This window comes from Synechococcus sp. SYN20 (assembly GCF_014279555.1).
In the GTDB taxonomy this organism is placed as follows: Bacteria; Cyanobacteriota; Cyanobacteriia; order PCC-6307; family Cyanobiaceae; genus Synechococcus_C.
In genome coordinates, this window is the sequence record NZ_CP047959.1 from 87,552 (window position 1) to 108,648 (window position 21,097).

Annotated in this window: 22 protein-coding genes; 13 read left to right on the forward strand and 9 right to left on the reverse strand. The window is 53.5% G+C overall.

Annotated elements, in window-relative coordinates; translation table 11 throughout:
- Positions 1-209 precede the first annotated feature (209 nt).
- From rfbA to SynSYN20_RS00475, 8 genes are read left to right on the forward strand one after another with little or no spacing between them, the layout of a single operon-like run.
- The gene (gene rfbA / locus SynSYN20_RS00440) at positions 210-1,136 is read left to right on the forward strand and encodes a glucose-1-phosphate thymidylyltransferase RfbA (protein ID WP_186525348.1); all 927 of its coding nucleotides are present in this window, start codon (positions 210-212) and stop codon (positions 1,134-1,136) included.
- Positions 1,126-1,743 (forward strand): dTDP-4-dehydrorhamnose 3,5-epimerase, encoded by a 618-nt coding sequence (gene rfbC / locus SynSYN20_RS00445; protein ID WP_186524280.1) that lies wholly within the window; start codon positions 1,126-1,128, stop codon positions 1,741-1,743. Before rfbA ends, rfbC begins: the two co-directional genes overlap by 11 nt.
- Positions 1,743-2,642, forward strand: coding sequence for a dTDP-4-dehydrorhamnose reductase (rfbD, locus tag SynSYN20_RS00450; protein ID WP_186524281.1), 900 nt, complete (start codon positions 1,743-1,745; stop codon positions 2,640-2,642). Before rfbC ends, rfbD begins: the two co-directional genes overlap by 1 nt.
- On the forward strand, positions 2,629-3,987 hold the full coding sequence (locus SynSYN20_RS00455; RefSeq protein ID WP_186524282.1) for a sugar transferase: 1,359 nt from the start codon (positions 2,629-2,631) through the stop codon (positions 3,985-3,987). Before rfbD ends, SynSYN20_RS00455 begins: the two co-directional genes overlap by 14 nt.
- Before the next feature lie 36 nt (positions 3,988-4,023).
- Positions 4,024-5,127: a dTDP-glucose 4,6-dehydratase gene (gene rfbB / locus SynSYN20_RS00460; RefSeq protein WP_186524283.1), complete on the forward strand. Its 1,104-nt coding sequence runs from the start codon at positions 4,024-4,026 to the stop codon at positions 5,125-5,127.
- Positions 5,124-5,993, forward strand: coding sequence for a glycosyltransferase (locus SynSYN20_RS00465; RefSeq protein WP_186524284.1), 870 nt, complete (start codon positions 5,124-5,126; stop codon positions 5,991-5,993). Before rfbB ends, SynSYN20_RS00465 begins: the two co-directional genes overlap by 4 nt.
- Positions 5,993-6,847 carry a glycosyltransferase gene (locus tag SynSYN20_RS00470; RefSeq protein WP_186524285.1) on the forward strand — a complete coding sequence of 285 codons (855 nt, stop codon included), beginning with the start codon at positions 5,993-5,995 and terminating at the stop codon, positions 6,845-6,847. Before SynSYN20_RS00465 ends, SynSYN20_RS00470 begins: the two co-directional genes overlap by 1 nt.
- A 16-nt stretch (positions 6,848-6,863) precedes the next feature.
- Positions 6,864-8,777: a glycosyltransferase gene (locus tag SynSYN20_RS00475; protein WP_186524286.1), complete on the forward strand. Its 1,914-nt coding sequence runs from the start codon at positions 6,864-6,866 to the stop codon at positions 8,775-8,777.
- A gap of 422 nt (positions 8,778-9,199) precedes the next feature.
- Here SynSYN20_RS00475 and SynSYN20_RS00480 read toward each other — a convergent pair whose 3' ends face one another.
- From SynSYN20_RS00480 to SynSYN20_RS00505, 6 genes are all read right to left on the reverse strand, one after another.
- Entirely contained in the window at positions 9,200-10,000 is an 801-nt protein-coding gene (locus SynSYN20_RS00480) for a hypothetical protein (protein WP_186524287.1), read from the reverse strand.
- 13 nt (positions 10,001-10,013) lie between these two features.
- Positions 10,014-10,748: a CmcI family methyltransferase gene (locus SynSYN20_RS00485; protein WP_186524288.1), complete on the reverse strand. Its 735-nt coding sequence runs from the start codon at positions 10,746-10,748 to the stop codon at positions 10,014-10,016.
- 47 nt (positions 10,749-10,795) lie between these two features.
- A complete protein-coding gene (locus tag SynSYN20_RS00490) occupies positions 10,796-12,169 on the reverse strand; it encodes an ABC transporter ATP-binding protein (protein ID WP_186524289.1) in 1,374 nt (457 codons plus the stop codon).
- A gap of 7 nt (positions 12,170-12,176) precedes the next feature.
- A complete protein-coding gene (locus tag SynSYN20_RS00495) occupies positions 12,177-12,986 on the reverse strand; it encodes an ABC transporter permease (protein ID WP_186524290.1) in 810 nt (269 codons plus the stop codon).
- Positions 12,987-13,080: 94 nt separating this feature from the next.
- Positions 13,081-13,818 carry a serine O-acetyltransferase EpsC gene (epsC, locus tag SynSYN20_RS00500; RefSeq protein WP_186524291.1) on the reverse strand — a complete coding sequence of 246 codons (738 nt, stop codon included), beginning with the start codon at positions 13,816-13,818 and terminating at the stop codon, positions 13,081-13,083.
- A 77-nt stretch (positions 13,819-13,895) separates the two neighbouring features.
- Positions 13,896-14,885: a GntR family transcriptional regulator gene (locus SynSYN20_RS00505; protein WP_038014178.1), complete on the reverse strand. Its 990-nt coding sequence runs from the start codon at positions 14,883-14,885 to the stop codon at positions 13,896-13,898.
- Between the two features lie 103 nt (positions 14,886-14,988).
- Here SynSYN20_RS00505 and SynSYN20_RS00510 point away from each other — a divergent pair, with 103 nt between their 5' ends.
- Complete coding sequence (locus tag SynSYN20_RS00510; RefSeq protein WP_186524292.1) at positions 14,989-15,768, forward strand: dienelactone hydrolase family protein; 780 nt, start codon at positions 14,989-14,991, stop codon at positions 15,766-15,768.
- On the opposite strand, the gene infC is transcribed toward SynSYN20_RS00510, so the two are convergent.
- Together infC and miaA are read right to left on the reverse strand one after the other, a co-directional pair.
- On the reverse strand, positions 15,759-16,397 hold the full coding sequence (infC, locus tag SynSYN20_RS00515; RefSeq protein WP_186524293.1) for a translation initiation factor IF-3: 639 nt from the start codon (positions 16,395-16,397) through the stop codon (positions 15,759-15,761). The genes SynSYN20_RS00510 and infC overlap by 10 nt on opposite strands.
- A 53-nt stretch (positions 16,398-16,450) precedes the next feature.
- Complete coding sequence (gene miaA, locus SynSYN20_RS00520) at positions 16,451-17,395, reverse strand: tRNA (adenosine(37)-N6)-dimethylallyltransferase MiaA (RefSeq protein WP_186524294.1); 945 nt, start codon at positions 17,393-17,395, stop codon at positions 16,451-16,453.
- 116 nt (positions 17,396-17,511) lie between these two features.
- On the opposite strand from miaA, the gene gyrB reads away from it, so the two are divergent.
- Genes gyrB through SynSYN20_RS00540 form a run of 4 tightly spaced genes read left to right on the forward strand, consistent with a single transcriptional unit; the run spans position 17,512 to position 20,615 of the window.
- The gene (gyrB, locus tag SynSYN20_RS00525; RefSeq protein ID WP_186524295.1) at positions 17,512-19,479 is read left to right on the forward strand and encodes a DNA topoisomerase (ATP-hydrolyzing) subunit B; all 1,968 of its coding nucleotides are present in this window, start codon (positions 17,512-17,514) and stop codon (positions 19,477-19,479) included.
- The gene (locus SynSYN20_RS00530) at positions 19,479-19,817 is read left to right on the forward strand and encodes an SH3 domain-containing protein (protein ID WP_186524296.1); all 339 of its coding nucleotides are present in this window, start codon (positions 19,479-19,481) and stop codon (positions 19,815-19,817) included. Before gyrB ends, SynSYN20_RS00530 begins: the two co-directional genes overlap by 1 nt.
- The gene (locus tag SynSYN20_RS00535) at positions 19,810-20,220 is read left to right on the forward strand and encodes a CrcB family protein (RefSeq protein WP_186524297.1); all 411 of its coding nucleotides are present in this window, start codon (positions 19,810-19,812) and stop codon (positions 20,218-20,220) included. The genes SynSYN20_RS00530 and SynSYN20_RS00535 overlap by 8 nt, the downstream gene beginning before the upstream one ends.
- Positions 20,220-20,615: a CrcB family protein gene (locus SynSYN20_RS00540; protein ID WP_186524298.1), complete on the forward strand. Its 396-nt coding sequence runs from the start codon at positions 20,220-20,222 to the stop codon at positions 20,613-20,615. The genes SynSYN20_RS00535 and SynSYN20_RS00540 overlap by 1 nt, the downstream gene beginning before the upstream one ends.
- Here SynSYN20_RS00540 and SynSYN20_RS00545 read toward each other — a convergent pair.
- Positions 20,605-21,084, reverse strand: a complete 480-nt coding sequence (locus SynSYN20_RS00545; RefSeq protein ID WP_186524299.1) for a glutathione peroxidase — start codon at positions 21,082-21,084, stop codon at positions 20,605-20,607. The genes SynSYN20_RS00540 and SynSYN20_RS00545 overlap by 11 nt on opposite strands.
- Between the last annotated feature and the right edge of the window lie 13 nt (positions 21,085-21,097).

Genomic DNA, 21,097 nt, shown 5'->3' on the forward strand with positions numbered 1-21,097 from the left:
TGAATGAATGTTTGTGTTGAGTAGAGGGTTTCGGGCTTGCTTTGATCGGCTCAAATTTGCAAGCAATTGATCGTTATATAAACTTAAATTTCATTTGTGCTATTGTAGTCAGCAAACGTCTCGAATGATACTTTGAATTTACAAGAGTATAAGCTTTTTCTCCGGATTTGATGTCAAAGTTATGATCCTTTTGTTTTCCTGTCTTGGCCGTGGATCGTAAAGGAATCATCCTTGCCGGTGGCAGTGGTACCCGTTTGCATCCAATGACGCAGGCGGTCAGCAAGCAGCTGCTTCCTGTTTATGACAAGCCGATGATTTATTACCCGCTCAGCACCTTGATGCTAGCGGGAATTCGTAAGGTACTAGTTATTACCACACCTCAAGACCAGCAATCCTTTGAGCGCTTGCTGGGGGATGGCAGTCGTTGGGGCATGACGATTGAATATGCAGTGCAACCCTCTCCAGACGGATTGGCACAAGCCTTCTTGATTGGGGCTGACTTCTTATCTGGAGCACCTGCGGCTCTTGTGTTGGGAGACAACTTGTTTCATGGGCATGACTTAGTTCCGCAACTGCTGGGGAGCAATCAAAATTGCGAAGGCGCGACCGTGTTTGCCTATCCGGTGAGTGATCCGGAGCGCTATGGGGTTGCGGAGTTTGATGCATCTGGCAGGGTGTTGTCTCTTGAGGAAAAACCTCAGCACCCGAAAAGTCGTTATGCCGTGACGGGCCTTTACTTCTACGACAACACAGTTGTGGAGAGGGCTCGAAGGGTGAAACCTTCCCCCCGCGGTGAGCTGGAGATTACGGATCTCAACCAGATGTATCTCGATGAGGGGCAGTTAAGGGTTGAGTTGATGGGTCGAGGAATGGCATGGCTGGATACGGGAACGTGCGACTCTTTGCATGAGGCTTGTGGATACATCCGAACGCTTGAGCACCGCCAGGGTCTCAAGGTGGGATGTCCAGAGGAAGTGGCTTGGCGCCAGGGATGGATTGACAACAATCAGCTGAAGCATTTGGCGCAGCCCTTGCTCAAGAGTGGCTACGGCATTTATCTAAATCAGTTGCTGCAGGAGTCGGTTTCTGATCATTCCGCTCTGCAGCGCAATCTCGAGGTGAACCATGCAAGTTGAACAGCTCGTTTCAACCAGAAGTGGTGGTTTGGTTCAAGGCCCATTGCTTTTAAAGCCACGCGTTTTTGGTGACGATCGTGGTTTTTTCTTTGAAAGCTGGAATCAGCGGGCTTTTGTTGCAGCGCTTGTTGAGGGTGGTTGGAGCGAAGCTGATGCCAAACAGGTTGAGTTCCGTCAGGACAATCATTCACGCTCCAGTCGCGGCGTGTTGCGCGGTCTTCACTACCAGCTGGAACCAGAGCCCCAAGGGAAGCTTGTGCGCTGCACCGTTGGTGCGATTTTTGATGTAGCCGTTGATTTACGGCGCAGTTCAGACACCTTCGGGCATTGGGTGGCGGCGGAGCTCACTGCTGAAAATCATCAGCAGCTTTGGGTTCCTGTTGGTTTTGGGCATGGTTTCCTCACACTGAGTGATCAGGCTGAAGTGCTTTATAAGGCCAGCGGCTTTTGGAACCGCGATTGTGAGAGGAGTCTGCGCTGGGATGCCCCGCAGCTAGCCATCGATTGGCCGCTTGAGAGCGCTGGTGTGAAGCAGCCTCTTCTGGCCCAGAAGGATGCCGCAGCTCCGTCGCTTTCAGTTGCTGAATCCATGGGAGACCTGTTCTGATGAAGGTGCTGCTCACAGGTGCAAAGGGCCAGTTGGGTCAAGCGCTTTTGGCCTCCAAGTCGAAGGAGCTTGAAGTGATTGCGACCAGTCGGAGCGGTGGCGAGGGAATCCAAGCGCTCGACCTTGCTGATCATCAGGCTTGCCGCGAAGCTGTGCTGTTTCACAGGCCTGATTGGGTCTTGAATGCCGGTGCCTATACAGCTGTGGATCGCGCTGAAAGCGAATCGGAATTAGCTCATGCGGTGAATGCTGGAGCACCGAGGGCTTTCGCTGAAGCGCTGCTTGAGACAGGCGGTTCATTACTCCAGCTGAGTACTGATTTTGTCTTTAGTGGGCGGCAGGGCTTTCCCTACCGCGCTGATCAACTAAGAGAGCCATTGGGGGTGTACGGCAGCAGTAAGGCAGAGGGAGAACAGGCCGTGGAAGAGGTTCTTGGTGCCGAGGGTCGGGGAAGCGTTCTGCGCACGAGTTGGGTGTACGGACCGGTGGGTCGGAATTTCATGCTCACCATGCTCAGGTTGCATCGGGAGCGGGAGCAGCTGAATGTTGTTGCTGATCAAGTGGGTTGCCCAACGAGTACCAGAACCCTCGCAGCTGTCTGCTGGGCCGTGATCGACAAACCACGCCAGGATTCGCTTCCTTCCACCTTGCATTGGAGTGATGCCGGTGCGGCGAGTTGGTATGACTTCGCAGTGGCGATCGGTGAGCTCGCGGCGGCAAATAATTTGTTAAAGCAGCCAGCGAAGGTGAATCCGATTCCCGCCGCTGATTACCCCACTCCTGCTCAGCGGCCCAGCTACTCCTTGCTGGATTGCACAGAAACCCGGGAAGTGCTCGGATTAGGGGCTTGCCACTGGCGTTCGGCTTTGGATCGGGTGATGGCAGATGTGGACAGCTAGTCCACGCAGGCTGCTGCTGATTGCTGCCTTGCTGGATGTTGTGGGCCAGTTGGTTGTGCTGTGGTTTCTTATCTCTTTGCCGATTCTGGTAGGTCTGTCTCCCGCTGAACTGAGCCTTGAAAAGCAGTGGGGTTGGCTGATGGGATCAGTGACGACCTACTTGTTGTCGAGTTGGTTGTTCGGCAGTTACACGGTTTTGCGCTGGCGTCGTGTTCCGCTACCCAGCCTTTTGCCGCGTGTATTCGTGGCGGCCATGGCAACAGTTGTTGTCATGGCGGTTTTTCGTTGGGCACTCAATCCTGGTGAAGAGATTTGGTTGCTCTACAGACGGGTGCAATTGGCATGGATGCTCCCCGTCACGATTTGGTCACTGTTGGTTCGCATCGGCCTGGGCAAAGGTCTGCTGTTGCCAGAAGCGCCGGCTTTGCTCGTGTTAGGCCCTGAACGGGAGTCTGAGATTGTTATGAAAGCCTGGCAGGCCATTCCTGCTCGGCAACCATTGCAGATGACATCTTTGGCTGGTCTGCGGCAGCACTTGCAGGGTGATGAATCGCTGTCGATTGTGTTGACGATCACACCATCTCAGCGGATTGCTGCAGAGGCAGATGGCCTGATGGAGCAGCTTGAATCTTGCGATCCACGAAAGATCTCATTGCTATCGCCCATTCGCTTAATCGAGACCCATCAAGGGCGTTTGCCCACTGACTTGTTGCCAGATTCATGGCTGAGTTATGGAGAGATCCCCTGGACCTCGGCCTTCAATATTCAATCTCAATTGAAGCGTGCAGCTGATGTTTTTGTGGCTGCTTTTTTGCTCCTACTCACTGCGCCTTTTCTGCTGCTATCGGCTGTTTTGGTTTGGCTTCAGGATCGTGGACCGGTGATGTACATGCAGAAACGGAGTGGTTGGCTTGGGAAGCCGTTTTTTGTCTATAAGCTGCGCACTATGAATGTTGTTTCGGCAACGGAACCCGCTCGCTGGACAGAAATTAGCGATCAGAGAATTACGCCGATTGGCCGGTGGTTGCGCCGTGTTCGCCTCGATGAACTCCCCCAGCTCTGGAATGTGCTCAATGGAAGCATGAGTTTGATTGGCCCGCGCCCAGAGAGGCCCGAGCACGAGCATGAGCTTGAGTTCCGAATTCCTCATTACCGCAAGCGGCATTGGATGCGACCAGGCCTAAGCGGTTGGGCGCAAGTGAATGCGCCCTATGCCGCCAGTGTGGAGGATTCCGAATTGAAGCTTTCTTATGACCTTTATTACCTGAAGCACTTCAGCACTTGGCTCGATCTCTTGATCTTGTTGAAAACGATCAAAACAGTGCTGAAGGCTGGAGGCCGTTGAGGCTTGATTTAGCCTGCCATCTGATTGAGTCAATCTGTGTCGTCAGCTCTCTTACCTGAAGGGATCAAAAGGGTTCTTGTCACTGGCGGAGCTGGTTTTATTGGCAGTGCGGTAGTGCGTCGTTTGCTGGCCGAAAGTGATGCTGAGGTTTTTAATCTTGACAAGTTTGGCTATGCCAGTGATCTGAGCAGCATCGGCAATAATTCGCGCCACCATTTCCTGAAGGTGGATCTGGCAGATGCTGAGGCCACCGCGTCGGCGGTAAGAGAGGCCGATCCCGACCTGGTGATGCACCTGGCGGCTGAAAGCCATGTGGATCGCTCGATTGATGGGCCGGGGGCTTTCATCGAGAGCAACGTGACGGGTACTTTCAACCTGCTGCAGGCAGTGCGCTGTCATTGGGAGCAGTTGCCGGATGAGCGGCGCGAGCGCTTTCGTTTCCACCACATCAGCACTGATGAGGTGTTTGGCTCGCTGGGCCCCAGCGGGCGCTTTTCAGAAACCACCCCCTATGACCCCCGTAGCCCGTATTCGGCCAGTAAGGCGGCTAGCGATCACTTGGTGAGCGCCTGGCATCACACCTATGGCCTACCGGTGGTGCTGACCAATTGTTCCAACAATTACGGACCCTGGCAGTTCCCCGAGAAGTTGATCCCAGTGGTGATCCTCAAGGCTGTAGCCGGGGAGCCAATTCCTCTTTACGGAGATGGCGCCAACGTGCGCGATTGGTTGTACGTCGAGGATCATGTGGAGGCACTGATCCTCGCCGCCACACGCGGCAAGCTCGGCGAAAGTTATTGCGTTGGTGGTGCTGGTGATCATGGAACGCCTAGTGAGCGCACCAACCGTGATGTGGTGGAAACGATCTGCTCCTTCATGGACGATTTTCGCCCCGAGGCTGCCCCGCATGCACGACTGATCACTCGCGTGAGTGATCGTCCTGGGCACGACCGGCGCTACGCCATCGATGCGGCCAAGATTACTGGCGAGCTGGGCTGGACGCCTCGCCATAGCTTTGAGCAGGGCTTGGAGGCCACCGTGCGCTGGTATCTCGATCATTTGGATTGGTGTCAGCAGGTGCGCGGTCGAGCTGGTTATGGCGGTCAGAGAATTGGTGTGACTCGCACCACAGTTGCTTGAGCTTGCCTATGCACGCTGTTGTGATCCCTCTTTACGGGGAAGTACCCAGCGATCTAGAAGGTTGGGTGCAGGCCCTTAAGCAGGCAGGGTTGTACGTGGTGCTGGTGCAGAACAACCCGAGCGATCTGAAGGAGTTTCCTGCTGCGTTGCAGCCATCTCAGCAGGGCCTGCACTTTATTAGTAACCACAACGTTGGAGGTGTCGCCGGTGGCTTCAATCGTGGAGTGGATGTGGCGATTGCAAAGGGTGCTGACTGGATCACGCTGCTTGATCAAGACAGCCGTCTGACTCCTACGGATTTGCAGCGGCTGCGCGAGCCATGGCAGCGATTGGATCAGCCGGCCTTGCTGGTGGGGCCTCTGATTTGGGATGGCCGCCGAAATCATTTGCATGCCATGGCCAGTACTAACAGCTTGCAGGGATATCTCCTCACTCGGCTGTTGATCAGTTCTGGCACCACGTTTCGCGCGGTGGATTGGCCTCGCCTTGGGGCTATGGATGAATGGTTGGTGGTGGATTTTGTTGACCACAGCTGGTGTTTTCGTGCTCAGGTCAGGCAGGGCTTCCGCTTACTGCAGCATCCGGAGGTGCAGCTGGTGCAACGGTTTGGTAGGTCACATCCCAACCATCTATGCCGTTGGTTAGGGATGGAGCTGTATTCCCCAACTCGGCACTACTACCAGTTGCGAAACTTGCGATGGCTGCTTCAGCAATCCGAAGTGCCTCTGGATCTTCGCTGCAAAGAATCGATCAAGATGCTGCTTAAACCCTGGCTCTGGGTGCTTTGTGAGCCAGGACGTCGCGAGAATCTCGCCGCGATCCTGGCCGCTTTGTGCGCTCCACTGCCGGCAGCCGATTCGTTCTGATGGTTCATCGTTCTGCTTACGCAGTGTTGATGCCGTTGGCGCCGTGGGAGGCGCCAGAGATCTTGGCGGAAGCGCTCGACAGTTTGCAGCGCCAGACCCTGCCTCCTCAGCAGGTTGTGATCAGCTGCGATGGCACTCCCCCCCCCGCTTTGCATCGGTGCCTTGTGACGTCTGGTTTACCGATCGAGTTGGTGTTCGGTCCGGGATCCGAGGGGGTGGGGCCAGTGCTGGCAAGGGGTTTACTCCACTGCCAAGAGGAGTTGGTGTTGCGGTGCGATGCCGACGACCTCTCGCTGCCGGAACGGGCGGCTCGTCAGGTGAGCTGGATGCACCAGCACCCCGGGGTGCTGGTGATGAGCACACCAATCAGCGAATTCATGGATCGCACGAATCAGCTCCTGCTGCAGCGCTGGGTGCCCATAGACCCTGAAGAGATCAGTCGGGTCGCTCGGCTGCGCAATCCCCTCAACCATCCATCGGTGATCTTGCGCCGCAGCACTGTTCTTGCTGCCGGCAATTACCGCTCGGTTCCTGGCTTTGAAGACTATGAGCTCTGGTTGCGCTTGTTGCAAGCCCATGGCCCTCGTGCTCTGGCCAATCTTCCAGAGGCTTTGGTGCTAGCTCGGGTGGGTCCGGCTCACCTGGGCCGTCGCCATGGCTGGGGCTATGCGAAGGCGGAGGCTCTCTTTCTTCTTCAATGTGGGCGCAGCGGATTGATGCCGATTTGGTGTGTGATTCGCTCTATGCTGTTGCGTGTACCTCTGCGTTTGTTGCCGCATAGATTTTTGGCGGATGTCATGGGAGCGGTCACGAGAAGGGCAGTGCAAGGGGGCAAGGTCAGGACTAAGGTTTGATATCTCAAACTGACTGATGAAGGCTCACGCTCTGCTTCGCCGTTTGTTCACTTCGGCCAGAGTCATTCAAAGAGAACCTGATGTGCTGTTTCGGCTGCCGCGGTTTGTCTGGCGAGCGATCAAGGAAGGACCTCGTTCCAGCTTGCATCGGCTACGGCGCGTCACAGATCCTTTGCGTTTCTCTTCGAGCAGCGCGAATTACCAGGATTGGCGAGACCAATTTGGTACGACAGATCAGGAAAAAGTAGCGATGGCAGCCTGGTCTGAGTCGCTGCAGGAGCCGGTCGTTATCGCAGTGCTGATGCCGGTCTTTAACCCGAAGCCGGAGTGGTTGCAAGAAGCGATCGATTCGGTTCGGTCTCAGCTTTACCCCCACTGGCAGCTCTGCATTGCAGACGATTGCTCTACTGATCCCAGGATTCGGCCTTTGTTGGAGGCCGCGATGGCGGCCGATTCGCGCATCCAGGTGGTCTTCCGTGAGCACAATGGGCATATTTGCGCAAGCTCCAATAGCGCACTTGAGCTGGTTGATGCCCCATGGATGGCTCTTTTAGATCACGATGATTTGCTCCCGGATGAGGCGTTGATCTGGGTAGCAAAGGCGATCACGGATCACTCCGATGCTCGGTTGTTTTATTCAGACGAAGACAAGATTGGTCTGGATGGTGTGTTGTTTGACCCCTATTTCAAGGGTGATTGGAACCCTGTGCTGATGGAGGCGCAGAATATGTTCTGTCATTTAGGTGTTTATTCCACAGATCTGGTCCGCCAGGTGGGTGGATTCCGCCAGGGATTTGAAGGTTCTCAGGACCACGATCTCGTGCTGCGTTGCAGCGAACAGCTGGATCGGCAGCAGATCGTGCACATTCCGCGGGTTCTTTACCACTGGCGGGTGCACCGTCAGAGCACTGCCAGCTGTGTTAGTGCTAAGTCGTATGCCGTGGAGTCCGCAGAACGTGCGATCACTGAGCACATCCAGCGCCTTGGTTTGGCGCTGGAGAATCTGAGTTGGAGCGAGGTGGGATTCCGCGCAAAGCTGGCTTTGCCGGATCCCGCTCCTCGGGTGAGTGTGATCATCCCCACGCGTAATGGCATTGAGGTGCTGGGCCCTTGCCTTACTAGCCTTTTGGAGCGCACGTGCTACCCAGATTTTGAGGTAGTGGTGGTGGATAACGGCTCTGATGAGCCTTCCACCTTGGAATTTTTGGCGGATTTGGAGCAGCAGGGTCGGATCCAGGTGTTGCATGATCCCAGCCCGTTCAACTATTCAGCGCTAAACAACCGTGCGGTTCAGCACACCAGCAGTGAGTTGATCTGCCTGCTCAATAACGATATCGAGGTGATTGATCCTGGTTGGCTGGAGGAGATGGTGGTCCAGGTGCTGCGACCCGGGGTAGGTGCTGTGGGGGCGAAACTGCTCTATCCAGACCGCACCATTCAGCATGGGGGTGTCGTGCTCGGTGCAGGAGGCGTGGCTGGCCATGCTCACCATCGTATCCCCGAAAATCATCCTAGTTATTTTTATCGTGCACAGTTGACTCAAGAGATGGCTGCCGTTACTGCGGCTTGCTTGCTGGTACGGCGTAGCCATTATGAAGCAGTGGGTGGCTTGAATGAGGAGCATCTCAAAGTGGCGTTTAATGATGTGGATTTTTGCCTGAAATTACGTGAGCTTGGCTTGCATAACATTTACGCTCCTGAGGCGGTCTTGATTCACCATGAATCTGTCAGTCGTGGTGATGATTTGAGTGGCGCGAAAGCGGAACGCTTCGCGACCGAAGTGGCTTGGATGAAGCAACAATGGTCGGATCAATTGTTTCATGATCCGGCCTATAATCCTAACCTCTGCTTGAATTATAATCCATTTTCACTTAATTCTCCTATGTCTTTAGCGAGTCCTCCGCGACTGGATCCTTGGCTGTCTTCTTGAAGATGTTGAGGAATTAGATTTGATATTCATAAGGATTAAGTAGTGCTTTCATGCTTCTATGCATTTGTTTTGAGTAGAGTTTGCGATGATTTTGGTTCTTGCTATGTTGCCTCTCGAGGATCATCCGGAAGTGAGATTGCCTTAGTCTGTGGTTTGTCTTTATGCTTTTGGCTCAATGAGAGCTGATGGCAATACTTATATTGTTAAATTTAGCAGGCGTGGAGCGGCGTTTTGGTGATATCTTGTTGAATCATGAATAATTCTACTTAGTAGATCATTCATAATTCCTTAGAGTTCGGTCTCTTCGTTCCTGCTCAAGAGCCCTTAATTGCTCTTTTTAAGAGATCGAATGTTTTCCTTGCCGGTTTTGTTAGGGCCCACGATTTAGGTTGTTTTATTGTCATTAATTCTGCCCTCGCTTGTTAAGCCTCTGCCCTCGCTTGTTCAGCCTCTGCCCTCGCTTGTTGAGCTTCAGCCTGTGCTTGTTGGGTAATAGCCTGTGCTTGTCTAGCTTCGGCCCTGGCTTGTTCAGCTTCCTTTTTAGATTGTTCAGCTTCGCATTTGGCTTTTTCCAATTCTGATTTGAGAGCAGCTTGTCTTGCTGCAGCTTGTCCTATCTGCCCTTGAGCCCTTGCTAATCTCGACAAAGTGTCTTCCCAGTACCCATCTATTTCATTGATTGTTACTTCTGAACGGATCCCCCAAAAATACAAATCGTGTGATTTTGAATTTACTTCAAAGCCGTGATTCTCAAAAAGTTTTTCTAATGATATTGCACTTGCAATGTCATTTACTCCTAGATTTTTATAATAATCAGATGTAAAAGGTGAGCTTGAGCTATCTATCTCTGAGTCCAAAGTACCGTGTGTGGGTCTGCCCGCCCCAGCGCAGGTGATAATAACCAAACCTTTTGGACGTGTAATTCGAATCATGTTCGAAAGCACATCAGGCCAATTCATACAGTGCTCAAAGCATTCTGTCGAAATTGTTACATCCGACCATGCTGTTGGTAGCTCAATAAACTCGCCTGGTATTACCCAGTCGACATCGTCAGCAATACCTAAGTCAATTCCAATATACTCTGTAGAGAATTTAAAAAAATCTCTAACTGATCCGTTTATATTCTGGCTGCCTATTTCTAGGATCTTATTTGATTGGACAAAATAAATGGGGTAACAAAGTCGCAGACGTTCGAAAAACTGAATTTGCTCTAAATGCGCCATAAGTTAGTTGTAATTATTTTTTACGAAGGAATCCGAAGGGGTGGCAGGTAATCGTATACATTTCATTGAGCGACGTCCTTTCGAATCTGGAATTTTTTTGCAAAAATTCATTAACTGCTTTAAGTGCGCCTCTCGGCCACTCAACTGATTCGCGAAGATCCTCAATATCAACACATGTATCTTCTACAACAAACCATTCTCCAGGTTGCAGCAGTCCTGAAAATGCCTCTAGAGACGATATGGTGGTCTCATAGGTGTGACCTGAATCCTCAATAATTAGCGATGGTTTGCCATCGATCAAGTGAATAATTTTATTTTTTGCGTTGTCTAAAGATTGCTTGTCTAGCAAGTTGCATTCAATTAGGTGAACTTTCACACGCCCCTCAAATGCTTTAATTGCTTCTGCGAGGTTTTTTCGGGCATTCTCGATATTTTGGTCAAGACCAATCAAAATATGTTCATGTTCCGGCTCCTCCCATGAAGCCAGAAGTAACCTGTCGTATAGCCAGCGAGTAAATCCTCCTTCGTTTATTCCAATCTCTATAATCGCTTTTGGCTTAGATGAAACTATTAATTTTTCATAGCTCCATAGATCTTGGGGAAATTTCGCAAGACCTATACCTTTATAACTTTCCTGGTGATGCTGGACAACTTGTTTGTGCCATAAATCAAGTGCAGAAATCTGTTTCCAGCGACTTGAGAGCATTTGTTGATCCATGTTATCGGAGTGATTGTTGTCAATGGTCATGTACTTCTGAAGGTGAACCTGTTTTGGTTTAATAATGACTGCGCGTTTTACGGCCCTGCCTTGATTGTAAGTTTTACGTCATTTATGAATGCTCCTACTAGTCCATGTCGAACCTTGCTTGTTAATACTGTCAACAATACTGCATCTTCTAGCCAGTGATGCTGTGTATTCGAATTTGAGTCGCCATCAGCTATCGATGCCGTCAATGTATACTCGCCTGAGGGGAGCATTGGGAAAACTAATTTAAAGACTGCTTTGAGCTCATCCCCAGCCATTGCTGAGATCACTGTATCGTTTTTTCGAGTGATCAGAGTGTTTTCTCCAAATAAATCTTGTCCAAGTCTGTTCTTTAGAATGAAACCTAGTGCTGGTGACTTAATGGCTTTATTAGCTTTGGCACGAATTACCACTTCAACTTGTTCCCCTCCTTTCAAAATATTATCATCATTGTTTTTCGCGTCGATGGATCTTATAGAGACCTCGATGAGATCGGCTTGTCCAGTTTTCCAGCCATTTGCGTTTGGCAAATTATCCAAGGATATTGTTTCTGTGCAGTAGTCATAACAATTGTCTGCTTGAAAGCTATCCTCACAATATAACGATTGATCATCCTGCACCTTTGCAGTTGATGTTTCTTCTCCAACCGCTATTAGTTCTGTTTCTTCTCCATAGCTTGTTGCTGTGCAATACCGAAGATAGTCGAGTGTAACTGTTTTGCACTTTCCGTATGATTGTTTTGATCCCTTTAATAGCCAAAGTGCATGGCTGCATAGGCTTTTAACGGCATTAGCGTCGTGACTTACAAAAAGCAAGCATTTTTCTTCCTCTACTTTTCGAATAAATCGCATGCAGCGTTGTGTGAAAACTGCATCACCAACTGCCAGCGCCTCATCAATGACAAGAATGTCTGCATTTACGTTGGCGATCACAGCAAAAGCCAGCCTTACTGACATTCCACTGGAATAGGTCTTGACTGGTTGATGAATGAACTCACCAATATCAGCAAAACCTAAAATATCATCTAGTTTTGCGTATATCTCCTCATTGCTAAGTCCGAGCATTGAGGCATTGAGGTAAACATTCTCTAATCCGCTGAATTCTGGGTTGAAGCCACTGCCAAGCTCGAGTAAAGCTGCGATCCGGCCTTGGGCGTGGACTGTTCCTACTGTAGGAGTGAGAGTGCCACAGATGAGTTGTAAGAGTGTGCTTTTTCCACTACCATTGCGGCCAATGATGCCAAGGCTTTCGCCACGTTTAACCGTAAAATTGATATTTTTAAGTGCCCAAAATTCTTTATAATATTGTTTTTTTCCTCTCCAAAGGGCCTGTTTGAGACGGGCCTTGGGACTGTCATAAATTTGATAGCACTTTCCTAGGTCAGTGCATTTAATAACTGTGTTGGCTGAATGGAGAGTTGTCATTGCTTAATTACAGTACATCCGCAAAAGCTTTTTTCGACCTTTGGAGCCCTCGAAAGCTAATCTCGCAGGCTAAAAGCGTAATTACTGTGCCGATTAAAAGATAAGGCCAGTCTGGATTGACGCCCTGTACGGCAACTCGTCGTGTTTGCTCGATCACTTGTGCTAGTGGATTGATCCTAAGCAGTGGTTGCCATCGATCTGGTAAAGCGGATAGAGGGAAGAAGATTGGGCTGAGGAACATCAGCATGTTTATGCCAACGCCGATGAGTTGACCGATATCGCGTAGAAACACACCTGCAGAGCTCAAGAGCCAAGAACATGCTAATGATCCCAGGATCAAAGGTAACCAGACCAGAGGCAGCCAAAGTAAAGTTAGAGGAATAGTTTGAAATGCAATTAATTCAAAAATTAACAGTATGCACAAGCTGGTCAGTGCATGGAAGCAAGCATTTCCAACTGAAACGCAACTCAATATATCCAGGGGGAAAACGACTTTCTTGACGTAGTTGGGGTTGCTCACGATCAGGCTAGGTGCACGTATGGCACACTCGCTGAATAGATTGAAAACAATCAGCCCTGCAAATAGATTAATTGCGAATCCTAGAGGGCCAGCCTGCTCAAGGCCGCCCCAGCGCGCCTTGAAGACCTGGGAAAAGACAAACGTGTACACCGCCAGCATCGCCAAGGGCGTGATGAAGCTCCATGCGATTCCAAGAACTGAGCCTCGGTATCTCCCGAGAATTTCTCGTTCAGTCAGCCTCCACCATAGTTCGCGATGGCGCCAGAGATTGCGTGGAAAGCGCAGCTTTTTATTCATTAATGAGGCTCTACGTCGTTTTGTCGTTGGTTTGACATTTGAACTGCGCGATGAGTTAATCATTATTTTCGTTAATTGTTGATATCCTCTCAGTTCAATCGCCTAAAAATTCAAGGATCTCACGGTCTTGCAGGCTTTGGGCTCGACCAGCTTCCACTTCATTCATAGGTCGCCCTGCGGCTACCGACTTCAGGCAGGTTTGCAGCATGCTCACCTGATTTTCTAGTTGATCAATCCGCTCCATCAGGTTGCGGATCACATTCGCTTCTGCATCCGGTAAAGCCGAGTGCGCCAAGGGGTTGATGCGCACCCCGCTCTGGTGAATCACCCGCCCGGGGATCCCCACCACAGTGCAGTTCTGCTCAACGCTGCGCACGACCACGGATCCAGCACCGATTCTGGTGTTAGCGCCCACCTCAATGGCTCCTAGCACCTTGGCGCCGGCTCCCACCACCACGTTGTTGGCGAGCGTTGGGTGACGCTTGCCGCTGTCTTTGCCCGTACCGCCCAGGGTGACGCCTTGATAGAGCAGGCAGCGATCACCAATTTCGCTGGTTTCACCAATCACCACCCCCATGCCGTGATCGATGAATACGCTGCGGCCGATCGTGGCGCCGGGGTGGATCTCGATCCCGGTGATTCCTCGCCCCAGCTGGCTGAGCAGGCGTGCCGGCAGTTTCAGGGGTAGGCGCGAGCGCCACAGCCGATGGCTCAGCCTGTGCAGGCTGATCGCTTGAAAGCCTGGATAGCAGAGCAGGATCTCGAGAGGCCCGCGCGCTGCGGGATCCCGTTCGCGGATGATTGCAAAGTCGGCCCGAATTTGATCAAGCATGGCCTTGATTCGGACCTGTTGCTAATGCATGCATCATCTCGTGCGGGTAACCCTTATCGCGGCGAATTAGGGACTGATCAGTGGCTGACCAGACCGATTTCCTTGCGGAGGAGCTCGATCGTGTCACCACTGAGGTAGCTCTCGGCGCAGTGCACTTGGGGCATGCGCATCAGTTGGGAGCGGTTTTGACGCAGGCTTTGCTCCACCAGCGGCATGCTGGGGCGATCACACAGCACGTGGCTAGAGGCGCGCAGAAGGGCCAGCAGCCTGCTTCCGATGTCTGGAGTCGCCGTCATTAGCAGCAGGTCATTGCCGCGCATGCTGTGCAGGATCACCTCGGCGGCGCGCAGGATGCCGGGACTGATGCTCACCAGGCCAACGCAGCTGCCTTGGCGGAGCTCTTTGAGCATCCCCAACTCCGCTTTGAAGTCATTGAGATCCACGGCAACAGCGCGCACGCCGTGTTTTTTGGCGAGTTCTTCGATGGGTTGGAGGAAGTACCTGCTGGTGACCACCGTTCCATTGCTGGCGTTCTCGAGTACGCTCTCGAGCTCTTCCATCGGCACCACTTCCACGGGCACATTGATGTTGGGCTCGAGTTCTTCGGCGATCAGCATCGAAGCGCCAATGTCTTCTCGCGGGGTGCTCACAAGCACCCGGGCGCCGCAGCGCAGGCGCCAATCGATTTCACGCGTGAGTAGCTCTCGGGTTTGCTGCAGGGTGCAACCAGCATTGAGCAGGCCATCCACGCATTTGCGCACCTCTCGATCGAGATCGGTGACGCCACGATTGCGGATATGGGGCGGCGTTCGGATTTCCCGTGGCTTCTGTTGATCGCGGACGTAGATCCCAGAACCTGCCATCGCTTCCACCACCCCATCGGTTTCGAGCTGGCGGTACACCTTGCTGATCGTGTTGCGATGTAAGCCGGTTTGCATCGCTAGTTGTCTTGTACTCGGAAGACGATGCCCAGGCGGGTAGTGCCGGGCGGCGATAGCGAAACAGATCTGGTTGTAGAGCTGGGTCGATGCCGGTATGTCGCTTTCCTGTTGGATGTGGAATCGCACGCCGGTGGACCGGATTGATGTGGCCACCTTAAGGACTGGATGGCTTGGTGACAATTGCTGAGCTGATCCTTGCCCCGATCTAGCGGCTTATCTTCACGCGCTGATGCCCATTCCTTCCATTCTTCCTCCTGTGCTTCCCGAGCCATCGCCAGGCTCCTGGATCACGCTGAACACGGGGCCGGTGCCGCTGCGCTGCTGGTGGGCTCCCACCAGCAGCGTGAAGCCAGCAACCCGTGCGGTGATCGTGCTGCCTGAGATCTTTGGCTTGAATCGTTGGGTGCGGGGTGTGGCCGATCGCTTGTCGGCGACTGGTGTTCCGGCCTTAGCGATGCCGCTGTTTGCGCGCACGGCTCCAGAGCTGGAGTTGGGCTACGATCCCGCGTCCACCCGCGAAGGTCGGCGTCATAAGGAGGCCACGACCACTGCGGCGATCCTGGCCGATGTCCAAGCCTCAATCGATTGGTTGCGGCAGGCCCTTGGAAGCCGTGATCAGCCCCTGCGCATCACAGTGGTGGGGTTCTGTTTTGGCGGGCATGCCGCTCTGCTGGCCGCCACCCTCACTGACGTAGATGTGAGTTTGGATTTTTATGGGGCTGGGGTGAGCTGTGGGCGGCCCGGTGGAGGAGCCCCCAGCTTGGAGCTGCTGCCCGCAGTGCAAGGAGAGCTGCATTGCTTGTGCGGCAGCATCGATCCCCTGATCCCAAGCTCAGAGCAACAGGCGATTCAGGCTGCACTGCAAAGGGTGGATCCCACAGGCCTGCGCTTGCGCTACAGCGCCTTTGAGGGCGCTGATCACGGCTTCATGTGCGAAGACCGTGATCAGTATCACCAGGCCTCAGCTGAGGAGGGCTGGCGACTGCTTCTGGAAGCGGCTCACTCTTGAGTGATGATCCGACGCGCCGGTGAAGGAATCGTGCGCACAGCGTTGTTCCCCACTCCGTCTTCTTTGTCCTTCTTCAACAGAGGAGCTTTGCGGGGTGTGAGAAACATGATCATGTTGCGGCCTTCGCGTTTCGGAGGCTGTTGCACCTCGGCGGGCTCTTCCAGGTCTTTGGCCATCCGGCGCAGCAACACCTCGGCCAAGGCGGTGTGCTGAATTTCCCGGCCCCGGAAAATCACCGTGCATTTCACCTTGTCGCCGGCTTTAAGGAACCGCTGCGCTTGACCAATGCGGACGTCGTAATCGTGAGAATCGATTTTGTAACGCATCTTGACTTCTTTGACTTCGGTCTGATGCGACTTCTTCTTGGCTTCTTTGGCTTTCTTTTCTTGCTCGAATTTGAATTTGCCGTAGTCCATGATCCGGCACACCGGCGGATCGGCTTTCTCGCTCACCAGTACGAGATCGAGCTCGCGTTCACGCGCAACTTCTAGTGCTTTTTCCCGGTCGATCACCCCGAGCTGCTCTCCGTCTGCGTCAACAACCCTGAGCTGTGGGTAGCTGATGCGGTCATTGATGTTGGGGAGCTCCCGGACGGGGGCGCGACGGTCAAAGCGAGGACGTGGGGGCATTCAGTGTTGTGAAGGGCTGCTGATTGAAAGCGGTGCTCAGCAGAGATTGCTCTTCAGTCTAGACACGCTTCGATCAGGCCTATCGCTTCGCTAAGCGCATCCTGACCTGTGAGCCAGTGGGGGCTGTGTTGGCGGCGGAACCAGGTGCGTTGTCGCTTGGCGAACTGCTGGGTGCGCTTGGTGGTGGTGGCGATGGCCTGAGCTTCGCTTCGCTCTCCCTGCAGCACCTCGAGCGCTTCGCCGTAGCCGATCGTTTTCAGCATGGGGAGGTCAGAGCCATAGCGCTGGCTCAGTTGCTGCGTTTCTTCAAGTAAGCCCTCTTGATAGATCTGCTGGGTGCGTTGGGCGATGCGTGAGCGCAGCTCCTCGGGATTCAGTCCCAGCTCCAGCACGCGCCAGGGCGGAGGATTGGCCGATTGTTGCTCACTCATTGGTTTGCCGCTGGCGTACAGCACCTCAAGAGCGCGTTGGGTGCGAACTGCGTCTGCAGGGGCGATCTTGGCGGCCGCTAGGGGATCGGCCTGTTGGAGCAGTTGATGGCAGTTCGCTTGACCAAGAGCGCTCAGTTGGCGGCGTAGCTCGGCTTGAGGAGGTACCGCCGGTGGTTGCAATCCTTGGGTGAGGGCTTTGAGGTAGAGGCCGCTGCCTCCGGCTAAAAAAGCCACACCTCGGACCTTGAGCACCTGGCTCACGGCTGCAGCGGCTTCTTGCTGAAATTCCTGAAGCGTGATCGGTTGATCAGGGGAGCGCAGGTCGAGGAGGTGATGGGTGACGCGCTGTTGTTGCTCGGCCGTGGGTTTGGCCGTGCCGATATCCATCTCTCGGTAGAGCTGGCGAGAATCGATGTTGAGGATCTCCAACTGGAAGTGCTCAGCAAGCTCAAGGGCAAGCTCGGTTTTGCCACTCGCCGTCGGGCCCACCAGTGCCACCACAAGGGGCGCCTCTGCATCAGGTTTTGCCTTGGCTGTGGTCCCGAATTCAGGGCTGATCTGATTCATCGAAGAAACGATGGGGTGCATCCCCTTTAAAAATGACGCGTCAGAGGGTTCTACGAGCGCCTCTGGGATACCGGTGGTAAGTTGTAGATGAAAAGGGCTGGGCCGACGACGAGCGCATGAGCGAAGCCTCAAAAGTTCAAGCCGCCTACGGTGCCGAACAGATTCAAGTTCTTGAAGGACTCGAACCGGTGCGGAAGCGCCCGGGGATGTACATCGGTACAACCGGGCCTCGTGGCCTCCACCATCTCGTTTACGAGGTGGTGGACAATGCCGTGGATGAGGCCCTGGCTGGGCATTGCAACGAGATCACGGTTGTTCTCGGAGAAGACGGCTCCGCGTTTGTAAGTGATAACGGCCGAGGCATCCCTACGGATGTGCATCCCCGCACGGGCAAAAGCGCCCTGGAAACCGTGCTCACGGTGTTGCACGCTGGCGGCAAGTTTGGAGCTGGTGGCTACAAGGTTTCGGGTGGTTTGCACGGCGTTGGTGTTTCCGTCGTGAACGCCCTGAGTGAGTGGGTGGAAGTCACCGTTCGCCGTCAAGGCCAGGTGCATCGCCAGCGCTTTGAGCGCGGTGCCGCCATTGGCAGCCTTGCTTCAGAGCCGCAGCCTGCTGAGGAGAATGGAGTAACAGGCACCAGCGTTTGCTTTAAGCCGGATCACCAGATCTTTACGGTTGGAATTGAGTTTGATTACTCCACCCTCTCGGCCCGTTTGCGAGAGCTGGCTTATCTGAATGGTGGTGTGCGCATCGTGTTCCGCGATGAGAGAGAAGCTGCCCGGGATAAAGAGGGCCAGCCCCGCGAGGAGCTGTATTTCTACGAAGGTGGCATCAAGGAATACGTTGCCTACATGAATGCGGAGAAAGATCCTCTGCATCCAGAAATCATCTATGTGAACGCTGAAAAAGATGGCGTGACCGTGGAAGCGGCATTGCAGTGGTGCGTTGATGCGTATTCCGACAGCATTCTTGGCTTTGCCAATAACATCCGCACAGTGGATGGGGGCACTCATATTGAAGGCTTGAAGACGGTTTTGACCCGCACTCTCAATACATTTGCGAAGAAACGAGGCAAGCGCAAAGAGGCTGATTCAAATTTGGCTGGCGAAAATATTCGCGAAGGCCTTACCGCCGTGCTTTCGGTGAAAGTTCCCGAGCCGGAATTTGAAGGTCAAACAAAAACGAAGCTTGGCAATACAGAGGTTCGCGGCATTGTTGACAACTTGGTTGGAGAATCACTTAGCCAATACCTGGAGTTCAATCCAGGGGTGATCGACATGATCCTGGAGAAGGCGATCCAGGCTTTTAATGCGGCAGAAGCAGCCCGCCGGGCGCGCGAGTTGGTGCGCCGTAAAAGTGTGCTGGAAAGCTCCACCCTTCCTGGGAAGCTGGCCGATTGCAGTACCAGAGATCCTTCAGAATCTGAGATCTACATCGTGGAGGGAGATTCCGCTGGAGGCTCCGCCAAGCAAGGACGCGATCGTCGTTTTCAAGCGATTCTTCCTTTGCGCGGAAAAATTCTCAACATCGAGAAAACCGACGACGCCAAGATTTATAAAAACACTGAGATCCAAGCGCTGATTACGGCCCTTGGCTTGGGGATTAAAGGAGAGGATTTCAACGTTAAAAATCTCCGTTACCACCGTGTGGTGATCATGACGGATGCGGACGTGGATGGTGCGCACATTCGGACGCTGATTCTTACCTTCTTCTATCGCTATCAGAAAGAATTGGTTGAAGGTGGATATATCTACATCGCTTGTCCGCCGCTTTACAAGGTTGAGCGCGGAAAAAATCACACCTATTGCTACAACGAGCAGCAATTGCAAAAAACCTTGGCTGGATTTGGCGAGAAAGCCAACTACAACATTCAGCGATTTAAGGGTCTCGGTGAAATGATGCCCAAGCAGTTGTGGGAAACCACCATGGATCCCTCCACCCGCATGATGAAACGGGTGGAAGTGCAGGATGCGCTGGAGGCGGATCGCATCTTCACGATCCTGATGGGCGACAAAGTTGCGCCACGGCGGGAATTCATCGAAACCCACAGCGCCGACTTGGACATGGCGTCTCTCGACATCTGATGCGGATGTCAACCGGTGTTGTGTTGCGTTGGGGCTGGCTTCTTGGCGTGGCCTTGATGGCACCAGCAGCACTTCCCGCTGGTGGTGCTCAGCGGCGGCTTCCCCCCTTGCGCAGGCAGGAGGGCAAAAGCCCATTGCTCAGTGGTGAGTGCTGTGTGTTGCGCTCCAGCCCGCTGGTTGAAGCCCCAGCCCTGCGCCGGTTGGAGTTAGGCACTCCACTCCAGATGTTGCGTCATTGGCGTGGAGACGATGGCCGCGACTGGATTCAAGTGCAGGTGTCTTCAGGCCAGGGCTTGCCAGCGAGCTTTCAGTCTGTGCGTGGTTGGGTGAATGGCTGATTCCTTCACGGCTGGTCAGGTCGTGCTGGTAGGGATTGGTGCCATTCCTGGCGCCTGGCTTCGGCTGCGGATCGTGAATCACTTCGAGCCGATGGTTCCCCGCAAGCATTGGGGAACCTTTGCGGTCAATCTCGTTGCCGCCTTTGCCCTCGGTCTGGTTTTAGGTCTGCAAGGCAATGATCCCTGCACTCCGTCTCAAGGGGTTTCGGGGCTGACGTTGCTTGTGGCTGTGGGCTTTTTTGGCAGCCTCAGTACGTTTTCTACGTTTGCCGTTGAGTTGCTCAATACTCTTAAGCAGAGGAATTGGCTGGAATCGCTACTTCTCGGCGTGGGCTCGATCCTGGGTGGCTTGGTTGCGGCTGGTCTTGGCTACGGGCTTGGCTTGGCCGAGGGGGTCGCTTGATGCCGCAGTCTTCTTCTTCCAACGTCAACGAGCTCACCCTTCGCCAAGATCTGAACGAGCTGTGGCTTGTAGCGCTTGGAGCCGTTCCTGGCGCTGTGATGCGTTGGCAAATAGGGTCCCATCTGCATGACAACAACGTGATTGTGAACGTGCTCGGCGCGTTCATTTTGGGCTGGTTGGTGGGGCTTCCCCTCCGTCCAAAACGTCAGTTGTTGATTGGCATTGGTTTCTGCGGTTCGCTCACCACATTCAGCAGCTGGATGGTGCACTGCGTGAGCTTCATCGCTCAAGGAGATTGGCTTGCTGCCTTGGGGTTGATTGGCCTCACCCTGGGGCTGGGGCTGGGTGCCGCAGCCCTGGGTGTTGTCGTAGGCCGGAGCTTGGTTAGGAGTTAAGAGCAGACTCAATCGCAGTCTTCAGTTCATCGGAATCGGGCTCAACGCCGCTTTTGAAGCGTGCGATCACCGTGCCGTCTTTGCCGACGAGGAATTTCTCAAAGTTCCAAGCCACATCGCCTGAAGGCTCTGTTGTGTTGAGGGTGGTGTAAGGCTCCGTGGTGCTTCCAGTGGCATGCACTTTGTCGAACAGCTCAAAGCTGGCGTTGTAAGTGGTGGAGCAGAAGCTTTTGATCTCCTCCAAAGAGCCTGGCTCCTGTCCGCCAAAGTCGTTGCAGGGGAAGCCCAAAACCTGAAGACCTTGAGGGCCGTAACTGTCTTGTAGCGCTTGCAAACCGCTGTACTGACGCGTGAAGCCGCAGCGGCTAGCCACGTTCACGATTAACAGCACCTTGCCGGAGTAAGAACCGAGTGATTTGTTGGTGCCGTCTGGGGTGTTGACGGACACGCTGCTGATGTTGGGGGCCATAACTATTGGAAGT